The organism is Nocardia sp. NPDC060259 (assembly GCF_042728775.1).
Classification (GTDB): Bacteria; Actinomycetota; Actinomycetes; order Mycobacteriales; family Mycobacteriaceae; genus Nocardia.
On the sequence record NZ_JBHXAY010000013.1, the window covers coordinates 1 to 26019 of the forward strand.

Annotated in this window: 27 protein-coding genes; 12 read left to right on the plus strand and 15 right to left on the minus strand. The window is 67.6% G+C overall.

The features are described 5' to 3' along the window. The first annotated feature begins 411 nt into the window (after positions 1-411). Positions 412-1182: a MerR family transcriptional regulator gene (locus tag ACFWF2_RS07960; RefSeq protein WP_379305801.1), complete on the plus strand. Its 771-nt coding sequence runs from the start codon at positions 412-414 to the stop codon at positions 1180-1182. Positions 1183-1423: 241 nt separating this feature from the next. Here ACFWF2_RS07960 and ACFWF2_RS07965 read toward each other — a convergent pair whose 3' ends face one another. Both ACFWF2_RS07965 and ACFWF2_RS07970 read right to left on the minus strand, forming a co-directional pair. Continuing rightward, complete coding sequence (locus tag ACFWF2_RS07965; protein ID WP_379305803.1) at positions 1424-2494, minus strand: hypothetical protein; 1071 nt, start codon at positions 2492-2494, stop codon at positions 1424-1426. 169 nt (positions 2495-2663) lie between these two features. Next, entirely contained in the window at positions 2664-3173 is a 510-nt protein-coding gene (locus ACFWF2_RS07970; protein ID WP_379305805.1) for a MarR family winged helix-turn-helix transcriptional regulator, read from the minus strand. 92 nt (positions 3174-3265) lie between these two features. Between ACFWF2_RS07970 and ACFWF2_RS07975 the strand changes: the two genes are divergently transcribed. Next, positions 3266-5362, plus strand: coding sequence for an MMPL family transporter (locus tag ACFWF2_RS07975; protein WP_379305992.1), 2097 nt, complete (start codon positions 3266-3268; stop codon positions 5360-5362). A gap of 90 nt (positions 5363-5452) precedes the next feature. On the opposite strand, the gene ACFWF2_RS07980 is transcribed toward ACFWF2_RS07975, so the two are convergent. Continuing rightward, entirely contained in the window at positions 5453-7180 is a 1728-nt protein-coding gene (locus tag ACFWF2_RS07980) for a GMC oxidoreductase (RefSeq protein ID WP_379305807.1), read from the minus strand. Between the two features lie 99 nt (positions 7181-7279). On the opposite strand from ACFWF2_RS07980, the gene ACFWF2_RS07985 reads away from it, so the two are divergent. From ACFWF2_RS07985 to ACFWF2_RS07995, 3 genes are all read left to right on the plus strand, one after another. Next, complete coding sequence (locus ACFWF2_RS07985) at positions 7280-8011, plus strand: MerR family transcriptional regulator (RefSeq protein ID WP_379305809.1); 732 nt, start codon at positions 7280-7282, stop codon at positions 8009-8011. Between the two features lie 7 nt (positions 8012-8018). After that, positions 8019-8738: a TetR/AcrR family transcriptional regulator gene (locus tag ACFWF2_RS07990; RefSeq protein ID WP_379305811.1), complete on the plus strand. Its 720-nt coding sequence runs from the start codon at positions 8019-8021 to the stop codon at positions 8736-8738. A gap of 139 nt (positions 8739-8877) precedes the next feature. Continuing rightward, a complete protein-coding gene (locus ACFWF2_RS07995; protein WP_379305813.1) occupies positions 8878-9471 on the plus strand; it encodes a hypothetical protein in 594 nt (197 codons plus the stop codon). Between the two features lie 89 nt (positions 9472-9560). On the opposite strand, the gene ACFWF2_RS08000 is transcribed toward ACFWF2_RS07995, so the two are convergent. Beyond that, complete coding sequence (locus tag ACFWF2_RS08000; protein ID WP_379305815.1) at positions 9561-9728, minus strand: hypothetical protein; 168 nt, start codon at positions 9726-9728, stop codon at positions 9561-9563. Positions 9729-9916: 188 nt separating this feature from the next. Between ACFWF2_RS08000 and ACFWF2_RS08005 the strand changes: the two genes are divergently transcribed. Next, entirely contained in the window at positions 9917-10915 is a 999-nt protein-coding gene (locus tag ACFWF2_RS08005) for a diiron oxygenase (protein WP_379305817.1), read from the plus strand. Between the two features lie 21 nt (positions 10916-10936). Here ACFWF2_RS08005 and ACFWF2_RS08010 read toward each other — a convergent pair whose 3' ends face one another. Further along, complete coding sequence (locus ACFWF2_RS08010; protein WP_379305819.1) at positions 10937-11665, minus strand: TetR/AcrR family transcriptional regulator; 729 nt, start codon at positions 11663-11665, stop codon at positions 10937-10939. A gap of 38 nt (positions 11666-11703) precedes the next feature. After that, positions 11704-13026: a family 1 glycosylhydrolase gene (locus ACFWF2_RS08015; RefSeq protein ID WP_379305821.1), complete on the minus strand. Its 1323-nt coding sequence runs from the start codon at positions 13024-13026 to the stop codon at positions 11704-11706. A gap of 344 nt (positions 13027-13370) precedes the next feature. On the opposite strand from ACFWF2_RS08015, the gene ACFWF2_RS08020 reads away from it, so the two are divergent. Then, positions 13371-13853, plus strand: coding sequence for a nitroreductase family deazaflavin-dependent oxidoreductase (locus ACFWF2_RS08020; RefSeq protein ID WP_379305823.1), 483 nt, complete (start codon positions 13371-13373; stop codon positions 13851-13853). 3 nt (positions 13854-13856) lie between these two features. Here ACFWF2_RS08020 and ACFWF2_RS08025 read toward each other — a convergent pair whose 3' ends face one another. Together ACFWF2_RS08025 and ACFWF2_RS08030 are read right to left on the minus strand one after the other, a co-directional pair. Next, on the minus strand, positions 13857-15065 hold the full coding sequence (locus ACFWF2_RS08025; protein ID WP_379305825.1) for a site-specific integrase: 1209 nt from the start codon (positions 15063-15065) through the stop codon (positions 13857-13859). Between the two features lie 72 nt (positions 15066-15137). Next, positions 15138-15341 carry a hypothetical protein gene (locus ACFWF2_RS08030; RefSeq protein ID WP_379305827.1) on the minus strand — a complete coding sequence of 68 codons (204 nt, stop codon included), beginning with the start codon at positions 15339-15341 and terminating at the stop codon, positions 15138-15140. A gap of 165 nt (positions 15342-15506) precedes the next feature. Here ACFWF2_RS08030 and ACFWF2_RS08035 point away from each other — a divergent pair, with 165 nt between their 5' ends. Next, on the plus strand, positions 15507-16064 hold the full coding sequence (locus ACFWF2_RS08035) for a hypothetical protein (protein WP_379305829.1): 558 nt from the start codon (positions 15507-15509) through the stop codon (positions 16062-16064). Positions 16065-16069: 5 nt separating this feature from the next. Here the strand turns inward: ACFWF2_RS08035 and ACFWF2_RS08040 are convergent, their stop codons facing one another. Continuing rightward, entirely contained in the window at positions 16070-16771 is a 702-nt protein-coding gene (locus ACFWF2_RS08040) for a winged helix-turn-helix transcriptional regulator (protein ID WP_379305830.1), read from the minus strand. A gap of 90 nt (positions 16772-16861) precedes the next feature. Here ACFWF2_RS08040 and ACFWF2_RS08045 point away from each other — a divergent pair, with 90 nt between their 5' ends. Further along, positions 16862-17992: an acyl-CoA dehydrogenase family protein gene (locus ACFWF2_RS08045; RefSeq protein ID WP_379305831.1), complete on the plus strand. Its 1131-nt coding sequence runs from the start codon at positions 16862-16864 to the stop codon at positions 17990-17992. Between the two features lie 28 nt (positions 17993-18020). Here the strand turns inward: ACFWF2_RS08045 and ACFWF2_RS08050 are convergent, their stop codons facing one another. Genes ACFWF2_RS08050 through ACFWF2_RS08060 form a run of 3 tightly spaced genes read right to left on the minus strand, consistent with a single transcriptional unit; the run spans position 18021 to position 20361 of the window. Beyond that, positions 18021-18461, minus strand: a complete 441-nt coding sequence (locus ACFWF2_RS08050) for a hypothetical protein (protein WP_379305832.1) — start codon at positions 18459-18461, stop codon at positions 18021-18023. Position 18462: 1 nt separating this feature from the next. Then, positions 18463-19194, minus strand: a complete 732-nt coding sequence (locus ACFWF2_RS08055) for a hypothetical protein (RefSeq protein ID WP_379305834.1) — start codon at positions 19192-19194, stop codon at positions 18463-18465. A gap of 24 nt (positions 19195-19218) precedes the next feature. After that, positions 19219-20361, minus strand: coding sequence for a DUF6183 family protein (locus ACFWF2_RS08060; RefSeq protein ID WP_379305836.1), 1143 nt, complete (start codon positions 20359-20361; stop codon positions 19219-19221). A gap of 233 nt (positions 20362-20594) precedes the next feature. Between ACFWF2_RS08060 and ACFWF2_RS08065 the strand changes: the two genes are divergently transcribed. Further along, positions 20595-20990, plus strand: coding sequence for a RidA family protein (locus ACFWF2_RS08065; protein ID WP_379305838.1), 396 nt, complete (start codon positions 20595-20597; stop codon positions 20988-20990). A gap of 49 nt (positions 20991-21039) precedes the next feature. Here ACFWF2_RS08065 and ACFWF2_RS08070 read toward each other — a convergent pair whose 3' ends face one another. After that, positions 21040-22167 carry an acyl-CoA dehydrogenase family protein gene (locus tag ACFWF2_RS08070; RefSeq protein ID WP_379305840.1) on the minus strand — a complete coding sequence of 376 codons (1128 nt, stop codon included), beginning with the start codon at positions 22165-22167 and terminating at the stop codon, positions 21040-21042. Positions 22168-22176: 9 nt separating this feature from the next. Continuing rightward, entirely contained in the window at positions 22177-23340 is a 1164-nt protein-coding gene (locus ACFWF2_RS08075; protein ID WP_379305842.1) for an acyl-CoA dehydrogenase family protein, read from the minus strand. Between the two features lie 71 nt (positions 23341-23411). Here ACFWF2_RS08075 and ACFWF2_RS08080 point away from each other — a divergent pair, with 71 nt between their 5' ends. Both ACFWF2_RS08080 and ACFWF2_RS08085 read left to right on the plus strand, forming a co-directional pair. Next, positions 23412-23996 carry a QsdR family transcriptional regulator gene (locus ACFWF2_RS08080; protein ID WP_379305844.1) on the plus strand — a complete coding sequence of 195 codons (585 nt, stop codon included), beginning with the start codon at positions 23412-23414 and terminating at the stop codon, positions 23994-23996. Between the two features lie 181 nt (positions 23997-24177). After that, positions 24178-25017, plus strand: a complete 840-nt coding sequence (locus tag ACFWF2_RS08085) for an alpha/beta fold hydrolase (RefSeq protein WP_379305846.1) — start codon at positions 24178-24180, stop codon at positions 25015-25017. Here the strand turns inward: ACFWF2_RS08085 and ACFWF2_RS08090 are convergent, their stop codons facing one another. Further along, on the minus strand, positions 25018-26001 hold the full coding sequence (locus tag ACFWF2_RS08090) for a TauD/TfdA family dioxygenase (protein WP_379305848.1): 984 nt from the start codon (positions 25999-26001) through the stop codon (positions 25018-25020). Positions 26002-26019 lie beyond the last annotated feature (18 nt).

Below are 26019 nucleotides of genomic sequence, written 5' to 3' on the forward strand. Positions count from 1 at the left end.
GTTCGGCCCGGCGCAGTGGGCGCCCGGGTTCGGGATGCTGCGCGATCGCTTCGGTGTCACCTGGATCCTTGACGTCGCAGCTGAATACGCCCAGGCCTGAGGCAATTTCACCGGGGTGCGGCGATTGGTCGCACCTCGGTGGGTCCTTGCTCGATTACAGCGGATCGTGCAATTGAGCCAAGAAGCTGGAACATGCGCAAGCGATGATCGTCGCGACGGTCCTGCTCGCCTTCGCCACGACCGGCATCGTGGTCGGACAGGTGGCGTCGACCAATCCGCAGCCACTGTTTCGACTTGGTCGAGGCCGCGGCCGACAACTGTCCCAGGTCCGGGCCTTGAGGTTCACGTTGCGTCAACGTTTAACGTCGAGGTGCCGGACAGGCCGGCCGAGTTTGAACGGGAGGTGTGGGCGTGTCCTGGTCGGTCGCCGAGATAGCTCGCATGTCTGGAGTGACGCCGCGGACGCTTCGTCACTACGACGAAAGAGGGCTGCTCCCTCCGGCGGGCATCCGTAGCAACGGCTACCGCTTCTACGAGCAGGAACAACTCCTGCGGCTACAGCAGATCCTCGTGTTGCGGGAGCTGGACCTGGGGCTCGACGCCATCGCAGCGATTCTCGACCGGCAGACCGACCGCGTGCAGGCTCTGCGCGACCACTACACGAGGGTGATCCGCGAGCGTGATCGCCTTACTCGCGTCGCGCAGACCCTTGCCCGCACCATCGAGGAGCTCGAGAGACAGGAAGGAACAGCGGGCATGGTCGAGATCAACAGGCCGGAGAACCTTTTCGAAGGCTTCGACCCGAGCCGGTACGAATCAGAGGTGCTGGACGATTTTCCGGACCAGCAGCAGGCGCGGGAGCGGTCGAAGCGCTTCACCGACTCGCTGAGCGCCGAGGAAACAGTGCGGATGCAACGGGAAACGACAGCGGCGATGATTCGTATGGCCGAGCTCATGGCATCCGGCACGGTGGTGAGCGACCGCTCCGTTCAGGCCGAGATCGACGTCGCGTACCAGTTGATCCGCCCGACCTGGAATCCGGACGCCGACGCGTTCAAGAAGTTGGCCCGGACGTACCTCGACGATCCGGCTCATACGGTGAATTTCGACCGGATCGCTCCCGGGCTCGCGCAGTACTACCGCGACGCGATGGTGGTCTTCGCCGACACTCGGCTCAATTGAGCCGATATCCAACCGTCGCGAACGAGGACGGCCTCGGTCTGATTATCGGTGCGGGGGTCAGCGCGCGGTCGGGCCTGGGCGTGTCTCGAAATGACACCGCAGGTGTGAGACTGGTTGAGGGGCGGTGTCTTTGACAGTGGCGAGGTTTCCGGTAGTTGGTGGATCGACCAAGATTCAACTGCATACCGGAGACCTCGTGACCGCACCGGCGGTGACGGGCCACCGGGGATTCTCTGCTCGATCAAACGGGTAGTGCGCCGCGGTGTCCGCCGCCTTGCCGCCCACGCTCGGTCAGCGCGACTACCCCGTGGCCCGCCATCCGGGTCTGCGGACCCAGGGTGAGCGGACCCACAGATGCCCGTTCAGCGATACGCAAGGGGGTCATCGCATCCGGGATTCCTGTCCGATGCTGGAACTCCACCCATTGCGAGTCCCGAATTTCGGTGAAATCCGCACCGCCGGACCGATCTCCGATCCGGCCGAACAGGATGCCGGAGACGATGTCGTCCCAGGCGTCGGGTGCGAAGCCGTGGTCGCGCAACCACTCCGACACCGGCTCGGCACGCAGACCCAGCTCGGACGGGTGGGGGTCGCCAGACAACGCCGGGTCCTCGTGAACGCGATCATCGAGGCCGGCCCCGCGTATCATTTCGCCGTTTTCGGCGATACCCCAACCACCCCATTCGTAGTCGCCCGGTTCCTTGTACCAGTGTGCTGCGCCGAATCGACCGCTCAGCTCGGCACAACGTTCATTCCTGGACGGGCGCGACATGCTGGTGAGCCATGCCTGTTTGACGTCATCGGACTCGTTCTCCATGAACGTCTCCCAGACGTAGGATTCCTGCGCCTCCTGGATCCGCCGGTCGTCACGGGGGTAGTGCGAAGCCGGATCCCCGAATACGAGCGTCCAGCCATCGAGAACGGGGCTGACGTAGACCCGTTCACACTCCTCGATCGGATGTCGTCGGTTTTCCAAGGCCACAACGGTGCCCATCGCGACGGTTGCCGGGACCGGATCCGACAGCCCGAACGCGTCGAGTACCGCGGCTTGGTCATCGGTGGGCAGCGCCCACCACAAGCAATCCTCCGCTGCTCGCAGGGGTTGGGGCCGCTCGCGTGCCAGCTTGGCCATGATGAACCGATGCAGCAATGCGAGGTCGGCGGGTTCGATAGTGTGCCAGCCGATTTCGGCGAGGGCGGCGAGTGCGCTGCGCCGTTCGGACAGGTGCGACCGTCTGACCTGCTGCAGCAGTGGAACCAGCTGCGCGCGGTCGGTGGCGCCGAACTGAGCGAGGTAGTGATCGATGGACATCGGTGACAAGAACCCTCCGCATGAGCAAGTGCCTGGTTGGCGAGCAGTCAGTCGTGCACAGTGCCAGAACCCTCCGACAGCTCGGCCCTTCGCCGGTGGACAGCCAGGCCATTCGGTTGCTGACCCAGCGAGCGGCGTTCGGCAACCATCTACCACTTCGAAACACTGCCTAGCCGGCGGTCGCTCCCGGCAGTTCGCCGTAGAAATCGCGCAGGGCGGCGGTGATCCCGACGAAGACCCGGTGGGCGGCGGCCAGGTCGGCGTCGGGCAGGTCGGCCAGTGCCGCCCGGGTGCGCGCGCTGAGGGGGCCGAAGAACCCGGCCGCCACGGACATCCCGTGGTCGGTGTAGCCGAGGTGGACGCGCCGCCGGTCCGTGGGATCGGGGACGCGCTCGAGATGTCCGGATTCGATCATGCGCTCGACCAAGTAGGTGACAGCGGGTGCCGAGACGCCCATGAGCTTGCTCAGCTGGCCCGCGGTGAGCGGTGCGCCTTCGGCGTCCGCGGTCGCGACGTGCATGAGGGCACGGAAGTCGTTCGGGCGCAGGTCGTTCGACCGCGCGAAGACGTGCCCGATCTGTTCGGAGATCGCGGTCAGCGCGCGCAGATCCCGGGCGATCTCGGTTTCCAGCCCCGTCCGGTCGAGGGCCGGATCGGTGTTCGCGGTGTCCTCGTCCACGCGGTGTCTCCTTTCGGTCCGGCTGCGAGCTTATCCGCTCCGCGGGGTCGGCATTGCCAGGTAGTTAAGTTTCTGAAATAGTTTCCCGCGTGATGCGAGCGAGTAGTGGACAGGGATGGGACCGGTTCGCCCGGCTGGTCACCGGACGGCGATCGTGGGCGGTGCTGCTGGTGGTGTTCGCGGCCGCGATGGCCGTCATGGCGTTGGCGGGCAGCAACGACAGTGCTGGGCAGGCCCCGGTGTCGCTACCGTCGTCGGCGGAATCCGCCCGGGCCGCCGCGGCGGCCGCGGACTTCCCGGACGCGGGGCAAGCCGCCGCGATCATGGTGGCGACTCGCACCGACGACGGCGTACTGACAGCTCCCGACATGGCGGCGCTGGAGGACGCGCTCGTCCGGGCCGATGTGCCTTCGACCGGCAGTCCCCGTCTCGTTTCGGCGCCCGACGGTCGCGCCGCCATCGCCCAGATTCCGGTGTCCGCTGACCTCAACGGTTTCGCGCTCACCGACCGGATCGACGCGCTGCGTGCCACCGTCACCACCGGATTGCCCGAACAGCTGCGGGTGCAGGTGACCGGTGGTCCTGCCTTCGGGGCCGATATCGCCGACTCGTTCTCCGGGGCGAACACGCTGCTGCTGATCGTGACGGCGCTGGTGGTGATGACGCTGCTGATCGTCACCTACCGCTCACCGATCTTGTGGCTGGTCCCGTTGACGGTCGTCGGCCTGGCCGACCGCGTAGCCACCAGCGTGGGTACCGCGCTGGCCCAGCTCACCGGCCTGACCTTCGACGGTTCGACGTCCGGCATCACCAGCGTCCTGGTCTTCGGCGCAGGCACGAACTACGCGTTGCTGCTGGTCTCGCGGTACCGCGACGAACTGCATCGGCATCGCGACCATCGCGACGCCCTGCGCGCGGCGGTGCGCCATGCCGCGCCCGCCATCGTCGCCAGCAACATCACCGTCGTGCTGGCCCTGCTGACGTTGCTGCTGGCCGCACTGCCCAATACGCGCAGTCTGGGTGCGTTCGCCGCGGCCGGACTCGTCGTCGCGGTGCTCTTCGTGCTCTTCGCCCTGCCACCCGCCCTGGCGTTGTGCGGGCGGGGCGTCTTCTGGCCGTTCGTGCCCAGCGCGGACGGTCGTGATCCGGCCGAGCACGGCCTCTGGGCGGCCGTGGCGATGCGGGTGGTTCGCCGCCCTGCCGTCGTCGCGGGCGCCGCGTCAGCGGTCCTGGTCGTCTTCGCGACCGGGCTCGCGACCACCGACATCGGGCTCTCCCGCACCGAGCAGTTCCGGGTCGAGGCCGAATCCGTCGACGGGCTGCAGACCATGGCCGCGCACTTCCCCTCCGGCTCCGCCGATCCCGCTGTAGTGATCGCGCGCACCACCGCCGCCGACACGGTGCAGTCGGAACTTGAAGGAGTGCAGGGTGTTTCGCGTGCCACGCGAACCGGCACCTCCGGTAGCGGCACCACGCGCTGGTCTGTCGTCCTGGACGCGCCACCCGGCTCGGTGGAGGCGTTCAGCACGGTCGAGGCGATCAGGACCGCGGTCGGTGACGTACCCGATGCCGACGCGCTCGTCGGTGGTTCCGATGCCGAGGCACTCGACATCCGCGACGCCGCCCGCCGCGATCAGGCGATGGTCATCCCGCTGATCCTCGCCGTAGTGCTGCTGGTCCTGCTGGCGCTGTTGCGCGCGGTCCCCGCGGCGGTTCTGCTGGTCGGTGTGACGGTGCTCAGCGCGCTCGCCGCGCTCGGTGCGGGCAGCTGGATCAGCGACACGGTGTTCGGGTTCCCGGCGCTGGACACCAACGTTCCGCTGTTCGGTTTCCTGTTCCTGGTCGCCCTCGGCGTGGACTACACGATCTTCCTGGTGACCAGAGCGCGCGAGGAGGCGGCCGCGCACGGCACCACCCAGGGGATGGTTCGCGCCGTCGCCTCGACCGGAGCGGTGATCACCAGCGCCGGTGCGGTCCTCGCCGCGGTGTTCTGTGTGCTGGGCGTGCTGCCGTTGATCACGCTCACTCAGCTGGGCATCGTCGTCGGCGTCGGCATCCTGCTCGATACCTTCGTGGTGCGGACGCTGGTGGTTCCGGCGTTGTTCGAGCTACTGGGTGACAAGGTCTGGTGGCCGGCGATGCCCGCGAAAACCGCAGGTGCGCAACCGGAGACCGTCGCCGCTGCGTAGTGCTCAGGCCGAATGGAGACCGCGTGGCGAAAACCGAGAAGCCCCGGACACACGGTGCGAAACCGAGTGTCCGGGGCCTCTTCTGGGATCTCAGCCCGCGGTCTGTTCCTTGCTGCGGATCTCCACGATCGGCAGCACCAGCGCGGCGGGCGCGCCTGCGGGCACGGCGGGCTGCTGCGGGGCCACCGGTTCGATCCGGGTGTAGCCGGCGCTCTGCTCGGGGCGGGTGTCGACCTCGCCCTTGTTCGGCCAGTAGGCAGCGGCCCGCTCGGCCTGCGCGGTGATGGTCAGCGACGGGTTCACGCCCAGGTTCGCCGAGACGGCGGCGCCGTCGACGACACTCAGTGTGGGGTAACCGAACACACGGTGGTAGGCGTCGATCACGCCGTGCTCGCGGTCGGCGCCGATGGCGGCACCGCCGAGGAAGTGCGCGGTCAGCGGGACGTTGAACACCTCACCCCAGGTGCCGCCCGCGACACCGCCGATCTTCTCCGCGACCCGGCGGGTGACATCGTTGCCCGCCGGAATCCAGGTCGGATTCGGTTCGCCGTGGCCCTGCTTGGAAGTGAGCTTGCGCCCGCCGAACAGTCCGCGCTTGGTGTAGGTGGTGATCGAATTGTCCAGGTGCTGCATCACCAGCGAGATGATGGTGCGCTCGCTCCAGTTCTTCACGCTCAGGAAGCGCACCAGCAGCAGTGGATGCATCAGCGCGACGCCGAGGAAGCGCAGCCAGCGCGGGACCTTGCCGCCACCGTCGACCATCAGGGTCTGCAGCAGACCCATCGAGTTGGAGCCCTTGCCGTAGCGGACCGGCTCGATGTGGGTGTCGGGGGTCGGGTGGATCGAGGAGGTGATCGCGACACCCTTGGTGAAGTCCTGACCGGGCGCCAGCGTCTTGGTCGCCGCGCCGACGATGGACTCGGAATTGGTGCGGGTCAGCAGGCCCAGCTTGTCCGAGAGATTCGGCAGCACACCCTGATCGCGCATCGAGTGCAGCAGTTTCTGGGTGCCGAGGGTGCCCGCGGCGAGGACGACCTGCTTGGCCGTGAAGGTCTTGGGGTCCTTGCGGACCCAGGCACCGGTGCGCTCGGTCGCGACATCCCAGGTCCCGTCGGGCAGCGGCCGCAGCGCGTTGACCGTCGTCATCGGAATGATCTGCGCCCCGGCCTTTTCCGCGAGGTACAGGTAGTTCTTGACCAGGGTGTTCTTGGCGCCGAACTTGCAGCCGACCATGCAGTCACCGCACTCCACGCACCCGGTGCGCTCGGGGCCGACGCCACCGAAGTACGGGTCTGCCACGGTCTTGCCCGGCTCGCCGAAGAACACGCCGACAGGGGTCTGCACGAAGGTGTCACCGACGCCCATGTCCTCGGCGACGGCCTTGAAGATCTCGTCGGCGGGAGTCATGTGCGGGTTCTGCACCACGCCGAGCATCTTCTTGGCCCGCTCGTAGTATGGGGTGAGCTCGGCGCGCCAGTCGGTGATGTCGCGCCACTGGGCGTCCTGGAAGAACGGCTCCGGCGGCACGTAGAGGGTGTTGGCGTAATTCAGCGAACCACCGCCGACACCGGCGCCGCCGAGGATCAGCACGTCGCGCAGGGGATGGATGCGCTGGATGCCGAAGCAGCCGAGCTTGGGCGCCCATAGGAATTTGCGCAGGTCCCAGCTGGTTTTTGGTAGCTCGTCGTCGGTGAATCGGCGGCCGGCCTCGAGAATGCCGACCTTGTATCCCTTCTCCACCAGGCGCAGTGCGGTAACACTGCCGCCGAAGCCGGAGCCGACGATCAAGACGTCGAAGTCGGTGGTGCGATCGGACATACGAGGGCTCCTCGAAGGGTGTCGACAGTGACGTCGGTAACGCTAACGTCGACAGCCAGAGCTGTCAAAGTTCGCCGGGATCGGCCCTATGCTGGTCGGGTGCCTCGATACACCCGTGCGGAACTCGCCGACATCAGCGGCGTGGCGGCGCGCACGATCCGCTACTACCACTCGCTCGGCGTGCTGCCGAAACCCGGCCGCGCGGGCAAGGAGGTCGTGTACTCCGACGCGCACCTGGACCGGCTGCGCGACATCGTCGCCATGCAGGCCCGCGGGTTGCGTCTGGACGCCATCCGCGAGGTGTTCGACGCCGAACCGTCGCCCGGCGCCGGTGATTGGCGGACGCTGTTCGATCCGCGCGCCGCGCAGGCGGGGGAGCGCGCGGTCTTGGTCGACGACGCCGAACTGACCGGACTGCTCGGCGACCGCGGCACCGACGTCCTCGCCGAACTGATCGCGGCGGGCTACCTCGAACGTCGCGGCGACAGCTGGTTCGTCCCCGACCGCCCCATGCTCAAGGGCGCGCTCGTGCTCTACGACGTCGGTACAGACATCACCCTCAGCGGTGTGCTGCGCACGCTGATCCGGGAACGGATCGCCGACCTCGCCGACGATGTCGTGCGCACGGTTCGCGCCGCAGCGGGCACGGGGTACGGCGGGGAGGACATCGGCGTCGACCTCAGCCGCTTCCGCGACCAGTTCCTCGCCATGGCCTGGGAGGTCGGCGGCGCGACCTTCGCCGCGGAGATCGAACGCGCGGCGGGTTCGGTGGACCCGGTCGAGGACACGGCCGAACGTCGCCGTCTGCACGGCGCCGCCGGTGCGCGATGATCGGTCGATGAGTACCGACCGACCAGGGCCGCGGGCACTGGCTCGCGCCCAGACGATCGCCGACATCAAACGGATCGGCCGGGAACATCTCGCGTCGCAGGGCGCCGCGGCGCTGTCGTTGCGCGCGGTCGCCCGTGATTTGGGCGTCGTCTCCTCGGCGGTGTACCGATACGTGAAAAGCCGCGACGAACTGCTGACCATGCTCGTGGTCGACGGCTACAACGCGCTCGGCGACGCGGTCGACGCCGCGCTGGCCGGCGCACCCGGCGACCCGGCGACCCGCTTCCGGACGGTGGCGCGGACGGTCCGAGCATGGGCGCTGGCCGAGCCCGCCTGGTACGGCCTGCTCTTCGGCACACCCGTGCCCGGCTATGCCGCGCCCGCCGAGGACACCGAAGCGCCCGGCGTGCGGGTGATCGCGACGCTGCTCGGCATCGTCGATAGCGCCTACCGCGCCGGGCAGCTCAGCGCCCCCGCCACGGAACCGGTGATCTCACCATCCACCACGGGCGATTTCTCCGCTATTCGTGAGCAATTCGGCCTTGCCGCCCCGGACTGGCTGATCGCTGTCGCCCTCACCGCCTGGGCGACCCTGTTCGGTGCCGTGAACTTCGACGTTTTCGACATGTACGGCCGCGATACCTTCGCCGATCGGGCCGAAGTGTTCGACGTGCAGGTCGACCAGTTGTTGCGGATGCTCGGCTTCACGCAGGTTGCCACAAACTAGCCATTCGGTTCGGAGCGTCGGACCGCCTACCGTAGACCGGTCGGTACGGTAGCGAACGAGGTGATTCCCGCGGTATGTGGGGTGAGAGATGTGTGAACGGCGATGTCCACCGGTGTCGCCAACGAACGGGAGTGCCCGAGTGAATTCTCGCGAGGAGATCTTGCGCCGAGTCCGTGACGGGCTGCTCGACCTGCCCGACGACGAGCGTCGGGTGCCGATGCGCCGTACGTCGGGCCACGGTGACGACGTCGATCCGGCCGAACGGGCCGCCGTACTCACCCGATTCGCCGAGCGGTTGCGTGAACACGGTTCCCTCGTGCGGACCGTCGACATCGCGGGTCTGCCCGCCGCTGTCGCCGATGTGCTTTTCGGCATGAGCGCGAGCTCGGTCCTGGCGGCTGTCGAACCGGGCCCGGCCTGGCTCGATCACTGGGCGAGCGCACCGGGTCACCGGGTCGTGCACGGCGGCCCGGGCACCACCGAAACCGGTGACGCGGTGGTCCGCGACGCCGTCGCGGGCGACGCGTCGACCGGTTCGCTGGCCCTGGACGTCGACGGTGGTCCCGCCGTCTCCGAAGTGATCCCGCAAGTCTGCGTAGTCCGCGCCGACCGGGTATTCGGCTCCCTCCCCGACGCCCTCGACCGACTTGACCCTCGACGCCCTCTGGTCTGGCTGGGCGGTCCCGCCGACGCCGAACTGGCCCGTCAACTGGTCGTCATCCTCGTCGAATAGCCGGTCACGCTCGTCGGACCTGGCGATCGACGAGCGGGCCAGCGCACCCTCCGGCAGGCGCACCTGTCTCGATGCCCCCGCAGTCAGGCTCAGGTGAGCGCGTGCGCGATCGCCGACACGAGACGGCCGAACATGCGGACCACGAAGGGCGCCGACTCGACGATCACGTCGGCCACCACTCCGCCGTCCTCCACCACGTCGGCGTCTGACTTCTTCCGGCGTTTGGACTTTCGACGTCTGCGGTTGAACATCTCCATGCCTTGTCATACGTACGAGCGACGCCAGGGGTTCCCCCAATTCGCCACTTGATTCAGCGGGCCCCGCATACGACGGTCACAAGTCGGCGCGGTGGGTTGTGTGGGACTGGAAGTCTCAGTTATTCTCGGGGCAGCCGGTGTGATGGTGCTTACAGTGCCTGCGCCGGACGCGAACCGAGGAGGCACCGATGACGCTGACCGAATCGAGCCGTGGCGGACTCATCACCGAGGAGTACCGAGATGCGCTGGCGACCCTTTCGCAGGGGTCCGTCGACCGGCATTTCGATCCCTACCTCGATATCGACTGGGATTCGCCGGAGCTCGCCCTTGATCCGAACGATGTGCGCTGGGTGCTCTCGCCCGAGGTCGATCCGCTGGGCGCGACCCAGTGGTACCGCGACCAGCCGCTCGACAAGCAGATCGCGATCGGCAAGTGGCGCACCGCCAATGTCATCAAGGTCGGCGCTGCCTTCGAGAGCATCCTGATCCGCGGAATGATGCAGTACATCATGAAGCTGCCCAACGGCTCGCCCGAGTTCCGGTACTGCTTGCACGAGATGACCGAAGAGTGCAACCACATCCAGATGTTCCAGGAACTGGTGAATCGCATCGGCATCGACGTGCCGGGCATGCGGCCGCTGTTCAAGGCGCTCTCCCCGCTGATCGGTGTCGCGGGCGGCTACGCCCACACGATCCTGTTCATCGGCATCCTCGGCGGCGAGGAACCGATCGACCACTACCAGAAAGCTGTGATCCGCGAGGGCGCGTCGATGCCGCCGATGGTGTTGCGCACCATGGAGATCCACATCGCCGAGGAAGCGCGCCACATCTCCTTCGCCGGCGAATTCCTCGCCGCGCACATCGGGCGGATGGGCAAGTTCAACCGTGGCGCGTGTTCGGTGGCGTTCCCGATCGCCATGCGCTGGCTGGCCGGGGAGATCATGGCGCCGCCGCGGTCGTTCGAGCGTGAATTCGATATTCCGCACGAGGTGATCGAGCAGGCGTTCTGGAAGTCCGAGCACTCCCAGAAGATCCTGTCCGGCTACTTCGGCGACATGCGCAAACTGGCCGACGACCTGGGCCTGATGAACCCGACCGCGCGCCGGATGTGGCGGGCACTCGGCGTCGACGGCCCGGCCTCGCGGTATCGCAGCGAGCCCGAGCGCGGTACACGCCGGATCGCGTGAATGTCGGTCGGTGGCGGTGGCTCAGCCGACGTCACCGGCGGCCAGCTGGGAAATGATCTCGACGAGCTGCTGATCGGGATCGAGGGTGAGGCCGTGCCTCCGGGCGACGCCGTCGACGACGTGCCAGGCGTAGGAGGCGACCTCCTCGATCAGTTGCTCCCTGGTCAGCACTGGGTTCGGGTCGTTGGCCCAGCGGGTGACGGTGGCTTCGGTCATCGACACGATGGCGAAGGTCATCGTGTCGGCCGAGCTGTCGTCGGTCACGCCGACGACACCGGCGAGACCGGTGACCAGCGCCCTGGTGGACGCAGCGATGGTCCCGATCAGCGCGCTCATCGCGTCGACATCGGGATCGGTCTCCGACGGGCCGGTGCGCAGGAACTCGTGCAGCCGTGGATGTTCCTCGATCCAGGTGACCACGCCGCCGACCGTGCGCACGAGGATTTCGTGGATGGACCCGTCGCCGATATCGAGGGCGTCTTCGATGTCGGCGACGAACCGGTCGGCGATCTCGCTCCTGATCCGGCGATCCAGCTCGTCACGACCGGCGAACTGCCGGTAGACCACGGATTTCGCGAGGCCGGCGTTCTCGGCGATCTGCACGATCGGGACCTCGACGCCTGCGGGCGCCTGCTCGATCAACTCGACCGCCGACAGCACGATCCGCTCCCGGCGGCTGTCGTTGTGCGGCTGCCATCGGGCTTGTCTGCCGCTCACGGCGCTGGAGGGGCGTGACGTTGCGCTCGACACCCGCCCGAGTGTAGAGCACCCGGCGGGTCCCGAAACCGCTACCGCGGGACCGACACGGGATCGGTGCAGCTCGTCAGCGCGTCGACCAGGGAGCACGGCACGGGCCCGCGGGTCGGTCGATAGTCGGCAGGGACACCACCCAGTGCGGTGATCGCCCGGTAGGCCGCGACGGCGTCGGTCGGCTTGCGGGTAAGGGTGGGATCGGTCAGCACGTCGACGGTGTAGAGGCCGAAACGTGGTGTGTAGGAACCCCATTCGTAGTTGTCGGTGAGGCTCCAGTAGTTGTAGCCCATCAGCGGGATGCCGTCGGCGACGGCGCGCTGCAACCAGTAGACGGTGTCGCGCAGCGAATCGGCGCGGGTGTAGCCGTCCGTGCGCGGCAGCCCGTTCTCGGTGGGGATGCCGTTCTCGACGATGTAGAGGGGCTTGCCGGGAAAGCGGCGCGCGTAGTGGTCGAGTGCGTAGTAGATGCCTTCGGCCTGCAGTGGGATCGTCCAGAGCCGGTCGAAATCGGGGACGGCGAGCTGGGTGGGGGACAGGCCGTAGTAGTAATCGATGCCGATGTAGTCCAGGCGGGCCGAGATCCGGTCGAGCAGTGGGCCGCTGACCGCGTCGTCGGCGGCGGGGATGTAGGCGACATTGCTGGTGACCTGGGCGCCGGGCTGCACGGCATGGATGTAGTCGTAGATGCTGTTGTGCGCCTGCGTGATTCGCTCGCCCATGGTGAGCGCGTCCGTCGCGCCGATACCGCCCCGGCGCAGTTCGTTGACCAGGTAGAACGTCGGCTCGTTGAAGGTCACCCAGAGCGGGTCGACGCCGGCGAAGCGGTCGACAACGCGCCGGGCATTGGCCAGCCAGTTCGTCACGATCTCGGGATCGCGCCAGCCACCCCGATCCGCGGCCCAGCCCGGGTACACCCAGTGGTCGAGGGTCAGCATGGGTCGCATGCCCGCCTCGGTGATCGCCTGTACGACATCGTCGTAGAAGGCGAGTGCGCTCTCGTCCCAGACGCCGGGTTGCGGTTGCACGCGCGCCCACTCGATGCCGATGCGGTACACACGCACACCGAGATCCGCGGCGAGGGCGATGTCGGATCGGTAGCGCGTGCGGAAGTCGACCGAATTCAGGTACGGGTCGTCGGTGGCGCCCGACTCGGCGTACCGGCGCCAATTGCTGTCCGGCGCATCGCCTTCGGCTTGGAAGCCGGAAGCCGCTACGCCCCAGAGGAAATCGGGTCCGAGGGGTGCGAGCTGAGCGGGTGCGGGAGGTCGAGCGAGGGCGGGGGAGAGGCTGGCCGGGAGCAGCGCCGCGGCGGCCAAGGCGACCGTGACAAGGAATCGGCGACCACTGGGGGAGGGCATGACACTCACTCCTGGCATGAAAGGGGAGGGGAGTGTTTCAGTGTGCGGCATTGGGCAGGTGGATTCCGGGAATCAGGTCGGTGCGGCGGCGAACGAACTCGAAGGTCAATTTTGAACATGTCCATACGTAGATATGCGCATCTACTTATGCAATACCTTCACCATCCCACCTACGCCCACCACCGGTAGGAACGAACTCTTCACTTTCCGACAACTCACCAGCACGGACGAGGAAAGGGGCAGTCTCCGCATGTCGCGACGGCACTCCGGGAAGTCGAGTGAGTTGCCTCTCAAGGGACCGTCCTGAGTCGATGGATCCGTTTCCCTCGAGCCAGGATTCGAGGATGGCGTGGAATCCCTTACCTGCCCTCGCACGCGAGTTCGCCACACAGCCCTGGGTGATGCGTGGCTCTGGCGTCGTCTTACCGGCCGAACGACTGCTGCGCAGGCTCAGCGGCGGCCGGTGGGGAGTTCTCGACCTGGCCGGCCTCCCGTCGATCGAGGTCACCGTGGTCGGTCGCAAGTCGGGTCAGCCGCGGACCACGTCACTGCTGTGTGTCCCGGACGGTGACGGCTTCTATCTCGTCGGCTCGAACTGGGGCAAGCCGCAACATCCGGCGTGGTCGGCGAACCTGCGCGCGGCACGCACCGCCTCGGTTCGCTATAACAGCAGTTCGTCGTTCCCGGTGACGGTCACGGAGATCACCGGTGTCGAGCGAAAGCGCGTCTGGGATCAGGTCGTGGAGTTCTGGCCCGGCTACGAGATGGAGTTCGAACTCTCCGGCGGCCGCGAGTTCCGCATCTTCCGGCTGGACCGGATCAGCTGATCGTCACAAACCGAGCTTGGTGACGGCATTGTCCTCGAGCGGGTTCGCGGTGCGGATGTAGCCGTGCACCGTGCGCGGGTTCGCCCAGCGGCCCTGGCGCATGATCTCGCGGTCGCTGGCTCCACCGAGTGCGGCTTGGGTGGCGAAGCCTGCCCGCAGCGAGTGGCCGGAGAACAGGTCGGGGTCGAGGCCTGCCCGAGCGGCATAGCGTTTGACCAGCTCGGCGACCGCTCGCCCGGACAGCGGGGCTGCGCCGATGGAACCGTGCCGGTTGATGGTGGGGAACAGCGGGCGTTCGGTGTCCGTGCTGAGCGGTGTGCCGGTGAAGCCGTGGCAGCGATGGATCGTCGTGTCGTGCACGGGGTGTTCGGCCGCCCACGACCGTGTGCCGGGATCGCCCGCGTCGGCGTGGACCTCCAGTAGCCGGACCCAATCGGCGAACGCGCAGATCGGGCAGGTCCGGGGGTGTTTGCCGCGGGGCAGGGCGATGCGCTGTTCGGCGACGCCGGTGGGGTCGGTCTTCGTGGTCGGCAGGTGTACGACGAGCAGTGGCTCGCCGGTGGTGTGATCGGTGCGTACGTGGACGTCACTGATTCGCAGGCCCGCGAGCTCGCTGCGCCGCAGCGCGCCGGCGAATCCGACCAGGAGTGCGAGAGCATCGCGACGACGGGCTGGTTCGGTGGGCCAGCCGGGTTCGGGAAGTTCGGCGAGCAGTTGATCTAGGGTGTGCAGCAGGACCGGCCGTTTGCGGGTCGGCGGGGTGCGCCGGGTGCGCCGGATGCCGCGCAGCGTGAGCCGGACGACATCAGAACGCGTCGGCGAGGGGAGTCCGTTGGCGGCGTGGACTGCGGCGATGGCGGCGGACTTGCGGTCCAGCGTCGCGGGGCTGAATGCCCAGGCGCCGCTGTCGCGGCGGGCATCGGCGGCCGCGGCGAGATACACGGCGACGTCGAGTGGGTCGGCGGGCAGCGCCTGGCGTTGCTCGGCCGCGCACCAGCCCGCCCAGGCTATCCAGTCGGTGCGGTAGGCCCGCAGGGTGTTCGCCGACTGGGAGGCTTCGAGGTAGCGGCGTAGGGAAACGGCCTGGACGTCGTCGAATCGTTCGCGGACCAGGCGCAGGGCGGCGGTGTCGACGAGGACGCTGCGCACGCCGCGGCGCAGTTCGGTCCGTACCTGTTCGGGAAGGACGACCGCTGCGTCGCTGCCGCTCACGTCGCCACTCCTCGCGCGAATCAGTCTGTCGCCGATGCTCCTGGCGTTCGAGCCTAGGTCATCGGGACGCGATCACGGCATCTCCGCCAGCTCGGCGAGCTTGGTGTGGATGTAGGCGGCGAGCCGGTGCCGGGCCGCGGTGGTGAGGAAACTGGTGTCACCGAGTCGCGGAAAATGGTCATCGACTTGGCCTGACGGCGTTTCGGCGACGTTGGTGGAATCGCCGACGAGTTCGAGATGTGCCGGATGTTGCTGGGGGAGAGGAACATTCGGCACGTCCGTGTCGGTGTGCGCTGCTCCGTGACGTACCATGACGAAACCCTAACGTTTTGATTACGGCCGTTGCCAACATGGCGGGCCCGGTAGTGATAACTGCCACGTTTTCTCATTTGGTGGATCATCGGGCCGTGGCATGTGTCTCTGGACCGCCATCATGGACCGATGGACGCCGTCTTCGCCGACACGGAGATCCGTTTCGCGAGCTATGAGTTCCCCGGCGCGACGGTCTACCCGAGTGGGGCGATCGGTCTCGCGGAGATCCGTGATGTCGATCCGCGGGCGACGCCGCCGGAGGTGCGTACCGTGCGCGGCGAGACACTGTTCGTCCTCGCCGCACAGCGCTCCGAGCTCGATGACTTCGCCACCCGTCACGGTATTCCGGTGCGGCGAAGGCCTGATGTCTGGGCTGACCTGCTCGAACCGTTCCTCGATACCTCCTTCGATCCCGACGATGTCCGCGCCACGCTGGATCGGCTGCGCCGCGCGGGGGTGTCGCCCGCGGAAGTCGACGAGATTCGCGGCCGGGTCGAGCGCGCCATGCTCGCCTACAACATCGACAGCATGCTGTGGGAGTGGGTGCACCTGGGCCTTTACGATCTGCTGAGCGCGGGGATCGGCACGTTGGTCAGTTCGGCGGTGCGGGAAACCGTCGGCGATCCGGCAGGGCTGTACGCGTGGGCGATGGAGATCGCCGATCGGCCGGGCGATGCGAGTTCCTGAGCGAGTCAGGACGCACGGGCGGTCGCGTCCTCGGCCATGGCCGATTCGCGGACGTATCCGGCGACGGGGCTCAGTCGCAGGACGGTGGACATCCTGCGGGTGAGCGCGGGTGGGCCGGTGAACACCACCTGGCCGGTGCGCTGGGCATGGCTCAGGGGCATCCGGCCCAGCCACACTTCGTAGAGCGTTGCCACGTCCGCGACGATGGTGACGTCGACCGGGTAGCCGGGATCGGTTTCGCACACCGAGGGCGTTGCGCCTTCGACGACGATCCAGAATCGCCGCACGTCGTCGGTGAACCGGACCTGCAGGACGTTCCGTCTGCCGGGAAGGCTCGCGGTGTCGACGCGGGTGTGCATCCACCAGACGAGCAGTGCCGCGTCGAGCTCTTCGTCGCGGGGTGCGCCGAAGGTCCAGCGTGCGCCCCATTCGCCGAGTCCGAACAGGATCGGTTGGAGTTGGGTGCCCGCATCGGTGAGCAGGTGTTCGGTGCCGATCTTCTCGATCAGCCCGGCGCGTTCGAACTGGCGCAGCCGTTTGGCGAGCAGGCTGCGCGAGAGGCCGGGCAGGCCGCGGGCGAGGTCGTTGAAGCGGGTGGTGCCGAGGTAGAGGTCGCGCAGGATCAGCAGCGACCAGCGTTCGCCGAGCACGTCGAGCGCGCGGGAGATGGGGCAGTATTGGCCGTAGCCTGCGGTCGTAGTCGTCATGGTCACCTCACCGACGGGGTCCACTTTCAGGACCGGGGGAGTCCACTTTCTGGACTATCTGGTTATCGCGGCGGTTCCTACCTTCGAAACATGACTTCCACATTTACCGACACCACGCCCACCACCGACCGCGTTGCCCTGGCGCGCGAGATCGGTGAATCGCTGCGCCCCGAGGTGCCCGAGCGGGACCGCACCGGCGAGATCTCCGCCGTCGCATTCGACCGGTTGCGGGCCAGCGGCCTGTCCGCCGCGCTCGTGCCCACCGAGTTCGGGGGCGGCGGCGCGAGCCACCAGGAGATGGGAGAGATCCTGCGAGAACTCGGCAGGCACGACCCGTCGACCGCTGTCGCGTTCGCGATGCACTCTCATCTCGTCGCCGCCCAGGTGTGGCGGCACAACCACGGCGTGGACGCCTCGGCGGTGTTCGCGAAGGTGGCGGCAGGCGCGATCCTGGTGAGCACCGGCGCTTCGGACTGGGTGGACTCCAACGGTGCGGCCGTGCGCGTGGACGGCGGGTATCGGGTGAGTGCCCGCAAAGCGCCTGCCAGCGGTTGTGAGGTGGGCGATGTGCTCGTCACCAGCGTCCGTTTCGAGGGCGAGAGCGAGCAGGTGCTGCACTGCGCGATCCCGATGACCGCGCCCGGGGTGAGCATCGACAAGACCTGGGACACGTTGGGCCTGCGGGCCAGCGGCTCACATACCGTGGTCCTCGACGACGTGTTCGTCCCCGATGCGGCGGTGTCGTTGATTCGTCCCGCCGGGGTGTGGCCGCCGGTGCTGAACGTGGTGATCGGCGCGGCACTTCCCCTGGTGCTCGCCGCCTACCTCGGTGTCGCCGACTCCGCTGTCGAGCTCACCGCGCGACTGCTGGCAGGCCGTGCCGAACCGCACACGCTGCAGTCGGCAGGCGAGATGCTCAACGCCTACACCACCGCCGCCGACCTCGTCGCCGCCATGTTCACCGACTCCGACAACCTCGGTTTCGCCAACACCGACGAGTACGCCGGCCGGACCCTGAGCCGCAAAACCGTCGCCGCCGACGCCCTCATCACCACGGTGCGTCTGGCGATCGAGACGACCGGCGGCGCGGGCTACTCGCGCTCATGCGACCTCGAACGCCTCTACCGCGATATCCACGGCTGCCAGTTCCACCCGCTGCCGAGGGCAAAGCAGACTCGCTTCAGCGGCCGGGTCCTGTTGGGCCACAGCCCACTCGGCTGACCATAGTGGTGGCCGACCCTGACCGGTCCTACCCGTAGAGGTGGGAGTTGACGGTTGGGTCGTTAGCCAGCACGTAGTCGACGACGCTCCAGAATTCCGGGAGGCGTGGGTGGACGAGGCCGTCCTCGCGTGAGAGCACCACGCCATGGAGCTCGCTCGCAGATCCGTCCTGGCAGGCTGCCACCAGGGTCGCGGCGGGGGCGGGGCTGTTCTTGACCGGTCCGACCCGGCAGCCGAAGGTGACATGGTCGGTCATGGAGTCCTCACCCCAGGTGCCGATAATGACGTCGATCCAGGTGTCGTGGTCCTGGTCTGCATGGTGGTAGCTGTTCGCGAAGTACGCGGCATAGGCGATACCGTCGCGGCTGACCATGTTCCACGTGCGCTCGACCGGCTCGGCGCAGCACGGGCATTCGTAGCGCCGGATCTGACGTTGATCGGGATCGACGGTCAGTGTGCCTGGGGTCATGTCAGTTGTCAGCCTTCGCGATGTTGTGGTCAGCTTGCGCCGGTCGGCTCGAATCCGCATACGAGATGGCTTCGGCGCGGCGGGTTTCGGCGGGGCAGGCCAGATCGAACACCATACCGATCACGCCCCTGCGCCGATAACGCACCCGGCGATCGAGATCGAGCAGTGGTTCGACGAACTCACGTCCCATCACGTCGGCGAGCCGCGCGTCCGAGCGAAAGACCAAGCGGCGGGACCAGAGGATGACGGACGTCAGATACAGGGCCGGGAACAGTGTGAACACCAGCGTCATGGCCGGCGCGAACGAAACGCCGAGCTCGAAGAAGGCCAGTTCGAGCGCCAGGATCGGCACGATAGCGATCGCGAAAACTATGACGTACTTGAACATGGCCTTACGGAGCATCTCCGCGCGCACCGCCGCCGCGGCGAGCACGCCATCACGCTCACTCGCCGATAGATCGTCGAACGCCGCTCCGATCACGATGACGGGGTTCCACACCAGCGCACGAATCCACACACCGTCGGGGAACCACCACCGTGGCAGCGTGCCTGATTTCACCTGCGGTGCTCGAACTCCGAGTGCCTTGGCGAGTTCAGCCGCACGGCTCTTGATTTGATCTTGATCCACCGCCCTATGGTCCGCCACGCAGGCCGATCCTGCAGTGTGGCAGTCGGTGCAGGTCGACGGCGGAGCCGCGCGGGTGGCGGCGAGCGGATCTTCGGTCATGGGCATGACGGCGATGCTGCCATGCCGGTGTCAGTCGGTGTCGGTGGCGGCGAGGACCGACACGGACGGGTCGGGGGTGATGGCGAACACGCCCAGGTCCCAGGCGATTCGTTCGAACCACGGGGTGTCGGCGGAGAAGGTGAACCAGCGGGCGTCGTTCGCGCGGCGGGTGATGGCGGCGATGGTGTCGATGTCGGTGGCGCCGCACAGAGCCGCGAGGGATTGCCAGGCGGCGAGCCGGCCGTATCCGACGCCCTCGCCACTGTTGTAGGCGCCGCCGTTGGCCGCCGCGGCGAACAGGATTCGCCAGACCCGGGCGGGGGTGGACGGGGTGACCACCAGGTCGGTCGCGGCGGGGTGACGGGCCTGCAGGCAGGCGAGGGGGAGGGTTTCGAGGACTGCGGCGGCCGTAGCGGGATCGGGAATGCTGGTGAGCGCGAAGGTGCGGGCTTCGATGCGGCCGTTGGAGTGGGTTTTCCAGTTGGCGACGGCCTGCTCGAGCTGTTCGGTCGATTCCGGGGTCGTTGTCTCACGGGCCCTCGGGAGGGCGATGCGGGTATGTCTGCTCAGCGCCGGGGTCGGATCGGTGTCGAACGGCAGGGCAACCGACGACCCGTTTCCGCTGTAGTGGCGAATCGGCAGATCGTGTTCGAAGTCTGTGCGCTGCAGCGGAAGTGGGCGAAGGGGATGGCGTGCCCAGTGCGGCGAGGCGGTCCACCGCGCGATGGGGTCGAGTTCCGTCACGGTGACGCCACGAAAGAGGAGCTCGTGCAGCAGACAGGCGCGCAGTTCCTCCGCGATCGGCCCGGCCGCACCGGCCTGGAGGAAGGCCGTGACCGCATCGTCGGCGTCGAGCAGTCCGGCGAGCAGGGCCGCGAGGTGCCGGACCCGGCGTTTCGTCGGCCGCATCACCGCGACGACGTGCAGTGCGGCGGTCACCTTTCCGGGTACCTGTGCGCCGAGGAGAGACCGGAACGCGGAGTCGAGCAACGCTCGGCCCAGGTCGGGATCGACTTTCGGGGCGGACGCACGGGCGAGGGCGACGACGAACTCCGGATCCGCGGCGGCAATGTGGTTGTCGACGGCGGTCCTCCACACGCGGAAGGGGTCTTGGCGGGTCAACTCGCCGACGATGTTGTCGATCTCGCGGTTCACCGGCTCCGAGACGTTCACGCTGTGACACTACCCATGCACCTGAGACGGGCGCCAACGTCGGAAATGCTTGTGGGACTTCAGGTGTGGTGCGGTTCCTCGGTCGGTGTTACGCCTAGCCGTGCGTTGAGCCTGCGGCCTGGCGGGTGCGTCACTCGCGGGCGCGCGAAGTTTCTCCGATCACCGTGTTGTCACACTCGCGATGCCTGCGTCGTCACCTCAGTGCGAACCGTTCGCGACGACAGGAGAGACACGTGTCTGTGGAGATCATCAATCCGGCCGAGCTGCACGATCCGACGGGGTTCGGCTACAGCCACGTCGCGCGGGTGACCGGGGAACTCGTGCTGATCGCGGGTCAGTACGACTCCGACGGCGACGGGCACACGACGACCACGGATTTCGCGGGGCAGGTCGAGCGGGCGTTCGGCAATCTCGGGATCGCGTTGCGGTCGGCCGGGCTCGACTACGGCGATGTCGCGCAGCTGCGGACGTTCATCGTCGATCACGACCTCGACAAGCTGACGATCCTCGGGAAGAAGATCGCCGAGATCTGGGGTGAGCGGCCGCCGGTGCAAACCCTGCTGGGCGTTGCCGCGCTGGCGCTGCCGGGGATGCTGTTCGAGGTGGACGCGGTCGCGGTCCGGGGTTGATCGGGGAACTGCTCGACATCGCCGCGGCGGCGATGTCGAGCAGTGCCCTTTAGATTTCGGCCAGCTGGTGGTCGGCGACGTGCCCGGCCAGGTAGCGCAGGTGATCGCTCGAGTCACCGAGGGTGTGCTCGATGGCGGTCAGGCGTGCGGTGTAATGCCCGACGGGGTATTCGGCGGTCATGCCGATGCCGCCGTGCATCTGGATGGCCTCCTGCCCGATGTGCCTGCCCGAGCGCCCGATTCGCAGTTTCGCGCGGGACGCGACCATGGGATCGGCGACACCGTCAGCCAGCGACATCGACGCGTACAGGCTCATGCTGCGTGCCAGCTCCAGCGAGACGTACATGTCGGCGGCGCGCTGGGTGAGGGTCTGGAAACTGCGCAGCGCGACCCCGAACTGCTTGCGGGTGCCGAGGTAGTCGGTGGTGAGCCGCAGCGCTTCGGCCATCGCCCCGACCGCTTCGGCGCCCAGTGCCGCCTGCGCGGTGATCATCGCGTCGGCGATGAGATCGCCGGCGTCGTTCGGTGTGCCGAGCAGTTCGGCTGCCGCGCCGTCGAATTCGATGTCGGCGCCGTGCCTGCCGTCGTGGGTGCGGAACCCGGTCCTGGTCACGCCCGGTGCGGTGGGGTCGACGAGGAACAGTGCGGTGCCGCCGCCTGGCAGAGCCGCGCTGACGATGAGCCGGTCGGCGCTGTCACCGTAGGCGACAGGGTGTTTGCGCCCGGCCAGCTGCCAGCCGTCACCGTGCGGCAACGCCTGCGTGCCGATGCGCGTGGAGGGCCACCGCGTGCCGGGCTCGGCGTGAGCGAAGACCGGTCGCAACTCGCCGTCGGCGATCTTGGGCAGGAGTTCTTTGCGCTGGGTCTCGGTACCGGCCCGGCTGATGATCGCGGCGGGCAGGAGTGCGCAGTCCAGGACGGGTTCCGGTGCCAAGGCGCGGCCGAGTTCCTCGAGCACGAGCATGGTCTCGATCGGGCCGGCGCCCATGCCGCCGTCTTCGGCCGAGATGGTCAGGCCGAGCAGGCCGATCTCGGCGAAGGTCGACCACACCTGCGGGTCCCAGCCGAGCTCACCGCCGATGACCTCGCGGCGGCGTTCGGGGGTGTAGTGGCGGGTCAGGACGCTGCGCACCGTGTCGCGCAGCATGGTCTGTTCGGTGCTGAGTTCGAAATCCATGGCGGTGCCTCACAGTCCGAGGATCGTCGAAGCGATGATGCTGCGCTGCACCTCGTTGGATCCTCCGTAGATCGATGTCTTGCGGTAGTTCAGGTAGGTGGCGGTGCTGCGGCGCGCCCAGTCCGGGGTGTCGGCTTCGGCGGCGAGGGATTCCGGGCCCGCGATGTCGACGAACAGTTCGGTGACGGCCTGCTGCAGTTCGGTGCCGCGGAGTTTGAGAATCGAGGACACCGGATTCGGGGCGCCGTCGGCCGAGCCCGCGACAACCCGCATCTGGACGAGTTCCAGTGCCAGCAGCTCGTTTTCGAGGTCGGCGATGCGGGCGGCGAAGACGGGATCGTCGAGCAGGGTGCCGGTGTCGAGCCGGGTCTGCTTGGCGTATTCCTTGGCCAGCCACAGCCGCACCTTGGTCTGCCCGACGGCGGCGATGCCGGTGCGCTCGTTGCCGAGCAGGAACTTGGCGTAGGTCCAGCCCTGGTTCTCCACGCCGACGAGCTGATCCGCCGGCACCCGCACGTTCTCCAGGAACACCTCGTTGACTTCGAAACCGCCGTCGATCAGCTCGATCGGCCGGACGGTGACACCGGGGGAGTCCAGGGGGAACAGCAGCATCGAGATGCCTGCCTGCTTCTTGGGTGCGTCCGGGTCGGTGCGGGCCAGGCAGAACATCCAGTCCGCGCTCTGGGCGGCGGTGGTCCAGGTCTTCTGGCCGTTGATCACGTACTCGTCGCCGTCCCGAACGGCGACAGTGCGCAACGAGGCCAGGTCGGAACCGGCGTCGGGCTCGGAGAAGCCCTGGCACCACCAGATGTCGAGGTTCGCGGTGGCGGGCAGGAAGCGCTGCTTCATCTCCTGCGAGCCGAACTGCGCGATCACCGGCCCGATCATGTTGGTGTTGAACGTGAGCGGCTCCGGGACCGACGCGAGCTGCATTTCGTCGTGCCAGATGTGGCGCTGGATCGGGGTCCAGTCGCGGCCACCCCATTCGACCGGCCAATGCGGCACAGCCAGCCCGTGCGCATGCAGGATGCGCTGGGTCGTGACGATGTCGTCCTTGCTGAGTTCGGCCATGTGCCTGGCTCGATTACGGATGTCGGCGGGGATCTCGTCCCGGAAGAAAGCACGTAGCTCGTCGCGGAAGGCGAGCTCGTCCTCGGTGAGTGCCAGTTGCATGGTCGAGTATGTTACACAGAGATGCGTATGTATCAAATGGTAGCCGCGAAGGAGCGCTTATGCTGTGCGATGTGACGCGAGCAGAGGGGACGAGAGCGCCGGGACGCCCTGCCGCGGCCAGCCGTGACGACGTGCTGCGAGCCGCGGTCGAGGTCTTCCTGTCCGGCAATCGCGTCGACGTGAACGCCATCGCCGCCCAGCTCGGCCTCGGCCGCACCAGCATCTACCGGTGGTTCGGTTCCCGCGACGGGCTGCTCGGCGCGGCGATCGCCCGCCAGCTCGAGCGGATGGTCGCCTACGCCGATCGCACCAGTGACACCACCGGTGCCGAACGCCTCAACGAGATCCTCGATCGCTGCATCCACTGGCTGGTCGAGGACGACTCGCTGCGCACCTATTTCGACAACGAGTCGACCGGGGCGCTGCGCTTGATCACCCGCAGCGACGGTCCCGTCCACCAAGCCGCGGTCGCCGTCGTGGAAGGCCTCATCGAGCGCGCCGAGGAACAGGGCTATCGCCCGCCGATCGAACGCGCCACCTTGGCCTACGCACTGGTCAGGCTCTGGGAAGCATTCCTGTACAACGACGCCGTGGCCGGCTTCCGCGGTGATGTCGACCGCCTGCGCCAGGTCCAAGCCGCACTGCTGCGCGCCTGAGCCTGCTGTGTCGTACCGGGCAGCGGTCCCCACCGTCACGCGTGCAGACGATGCCGGACTACGGTCCGTTGCCAGAGGTGCAAAGTAGCTTCGGGTGCAACGTGATTTCGGCTGCACCGATGACTTTCGGGTGTATCCGTCGTCGATACCTCTGGAGATATCGACAGACAGGAGTCCAGGCATGACCTTGGTACGGGCGAACGGTGTGGATCACGGCGTAGAGAATTTCGGCCGTGCGGACGATCCGCTGGTCCTGCTGGTCGGCGGCACAACGATGTTGTCCTGGCCCGACGCGCTGTGCGAGCGGCTCGCCTCGGGCGGGCGGCGCGTGGTCCGCTACGACCTGCGTGACTCCGGCGCGTCGACGACCCTCGACCCGGAGAATCCGGCCTACGACCTGCGGGATCTCGCCGCCGACGCGGCCGCACTGGTTGGGGTGCTCGGTGCCGAGACCGCACATCTCGGTGGGGTCGGCGTCGGCGGGATGGTCGCCCAGGTCGCCGCGCTGGAACACCCGGACGTGTTCTCCGCACTGACCCTCGTGGGCACCCGGCCGGTGGCGCCGGGCCCGGTCGACGAGGACCTGCCGGACCACGACGCCACGGTCATGGCCGCGTTGTTCTCCCGCCCGCGGCCGGACTGGACCGACCGGGATGCCGTCGCGGCGTTCGCCGCCGAGGGTGCCGAGGCGATGGGCAACGATCCGGAGGAAGCGAAGGCGATGGCGGCCCGAATCTGGGACCGGACGCCGTCGAGCAATCCCACGGTGCACCAGGCGAACCAGCTTGGGATGGTGTTCTCCCGGATCGATTGCACCCCCCGATGGCGGGAGCGGCTCGGTGAGCTCGACGTCCCCACGCTCGTGGTGCACGGTCGCGCCGACCCGTTCTTCCCGGTCGGCAACGGCAAGGTCCTCGCCGCCGAAATCCCCGCGGCGCGACTGCTCGTCCTCGACGACATGGGTACCGCCCTGCGGGTTGCCGCGGCCGACCAGGTCGCTGCCGCCATGCTCGCCCTCTGATCAGCGGGTGAGGATGTATCCGTCGTGTGGCCGGTGGTCGCGGGAGCGGCGCAGGTCGGCGATGGCGAACGTGCGTTGCACCCAGCGGTCGGCGCCGTCGTAGCGAGGTTGGAAGGCGGTGCGGCCATGGACAGTGACCCGATTGTCGATAAGGGCCAGGTCACCGGGTGTGAGTACCGTGGTGCGGGCGACAGAGTTGCAGGCTCGGCCGAATTCGGTCAGTGCTGCCTCGGCGCGCGGTGTCAGCGCGGTTGTCGCGATCGTGGCCATCCGGATGTCGGGGTCGTCGATGGCGCCGGAAAGCAGCGGCTGGGGTGAGCGCGCGGTGTTGTCCGAGGGGAAGGAGGGCGGCGGTGCGGTGATGAATTCTGGTGCGAACAGCGTTTCCCGGGTCGCTACGCTGAGCAAGGACAGTACCTGCCGAATGCAGGCGGTACGCAGACCGGCAACCCGGTCGTGGTCGGCGCGCAGGCACAGCAGCAGCACATAGTCGGGTTCGTGCAGGTGGAAGGCGTTCTCGTTGTGGAAGGTCAGCAACACCGAACCGGCGTTTCCCGAGAAGGATTCCTTGCCACGCACCGGTACGACATCCTGCACGAGGGCACCGGACTTCTCGGCCAGATACGCGACTGGGTCACCGACCCCGCAGGCGACCATGGTGAGTACGGCAGCGGAGACGATCGCCGCACGCTGCACCGAATCCGATGTCGAGGGTGTGGCGGGCAGCATCGTCTCGTCGACCGGCAGGCCGTGGATCACCAGTGACCCCAACGGTCCCGAGTGCCGGCGGAACTGCCGAACGCCGCGACGCAGCCTCAGCGGCAACGCATCCCAGGAATGACGTGCCCGCGCGACCCACGCAGGGTCGTCCACCCGGTCGTGGTCTCCCGTGCACAGGGTTCGAGCGAGTCGGTCGATCTCGGCTGTATCAGCAGGAGTCAACTCCAGGTCCGCGAAGTCGACGGTGTCAGCGATTTCGTGCATCGACGCTCTCTCCCGGTT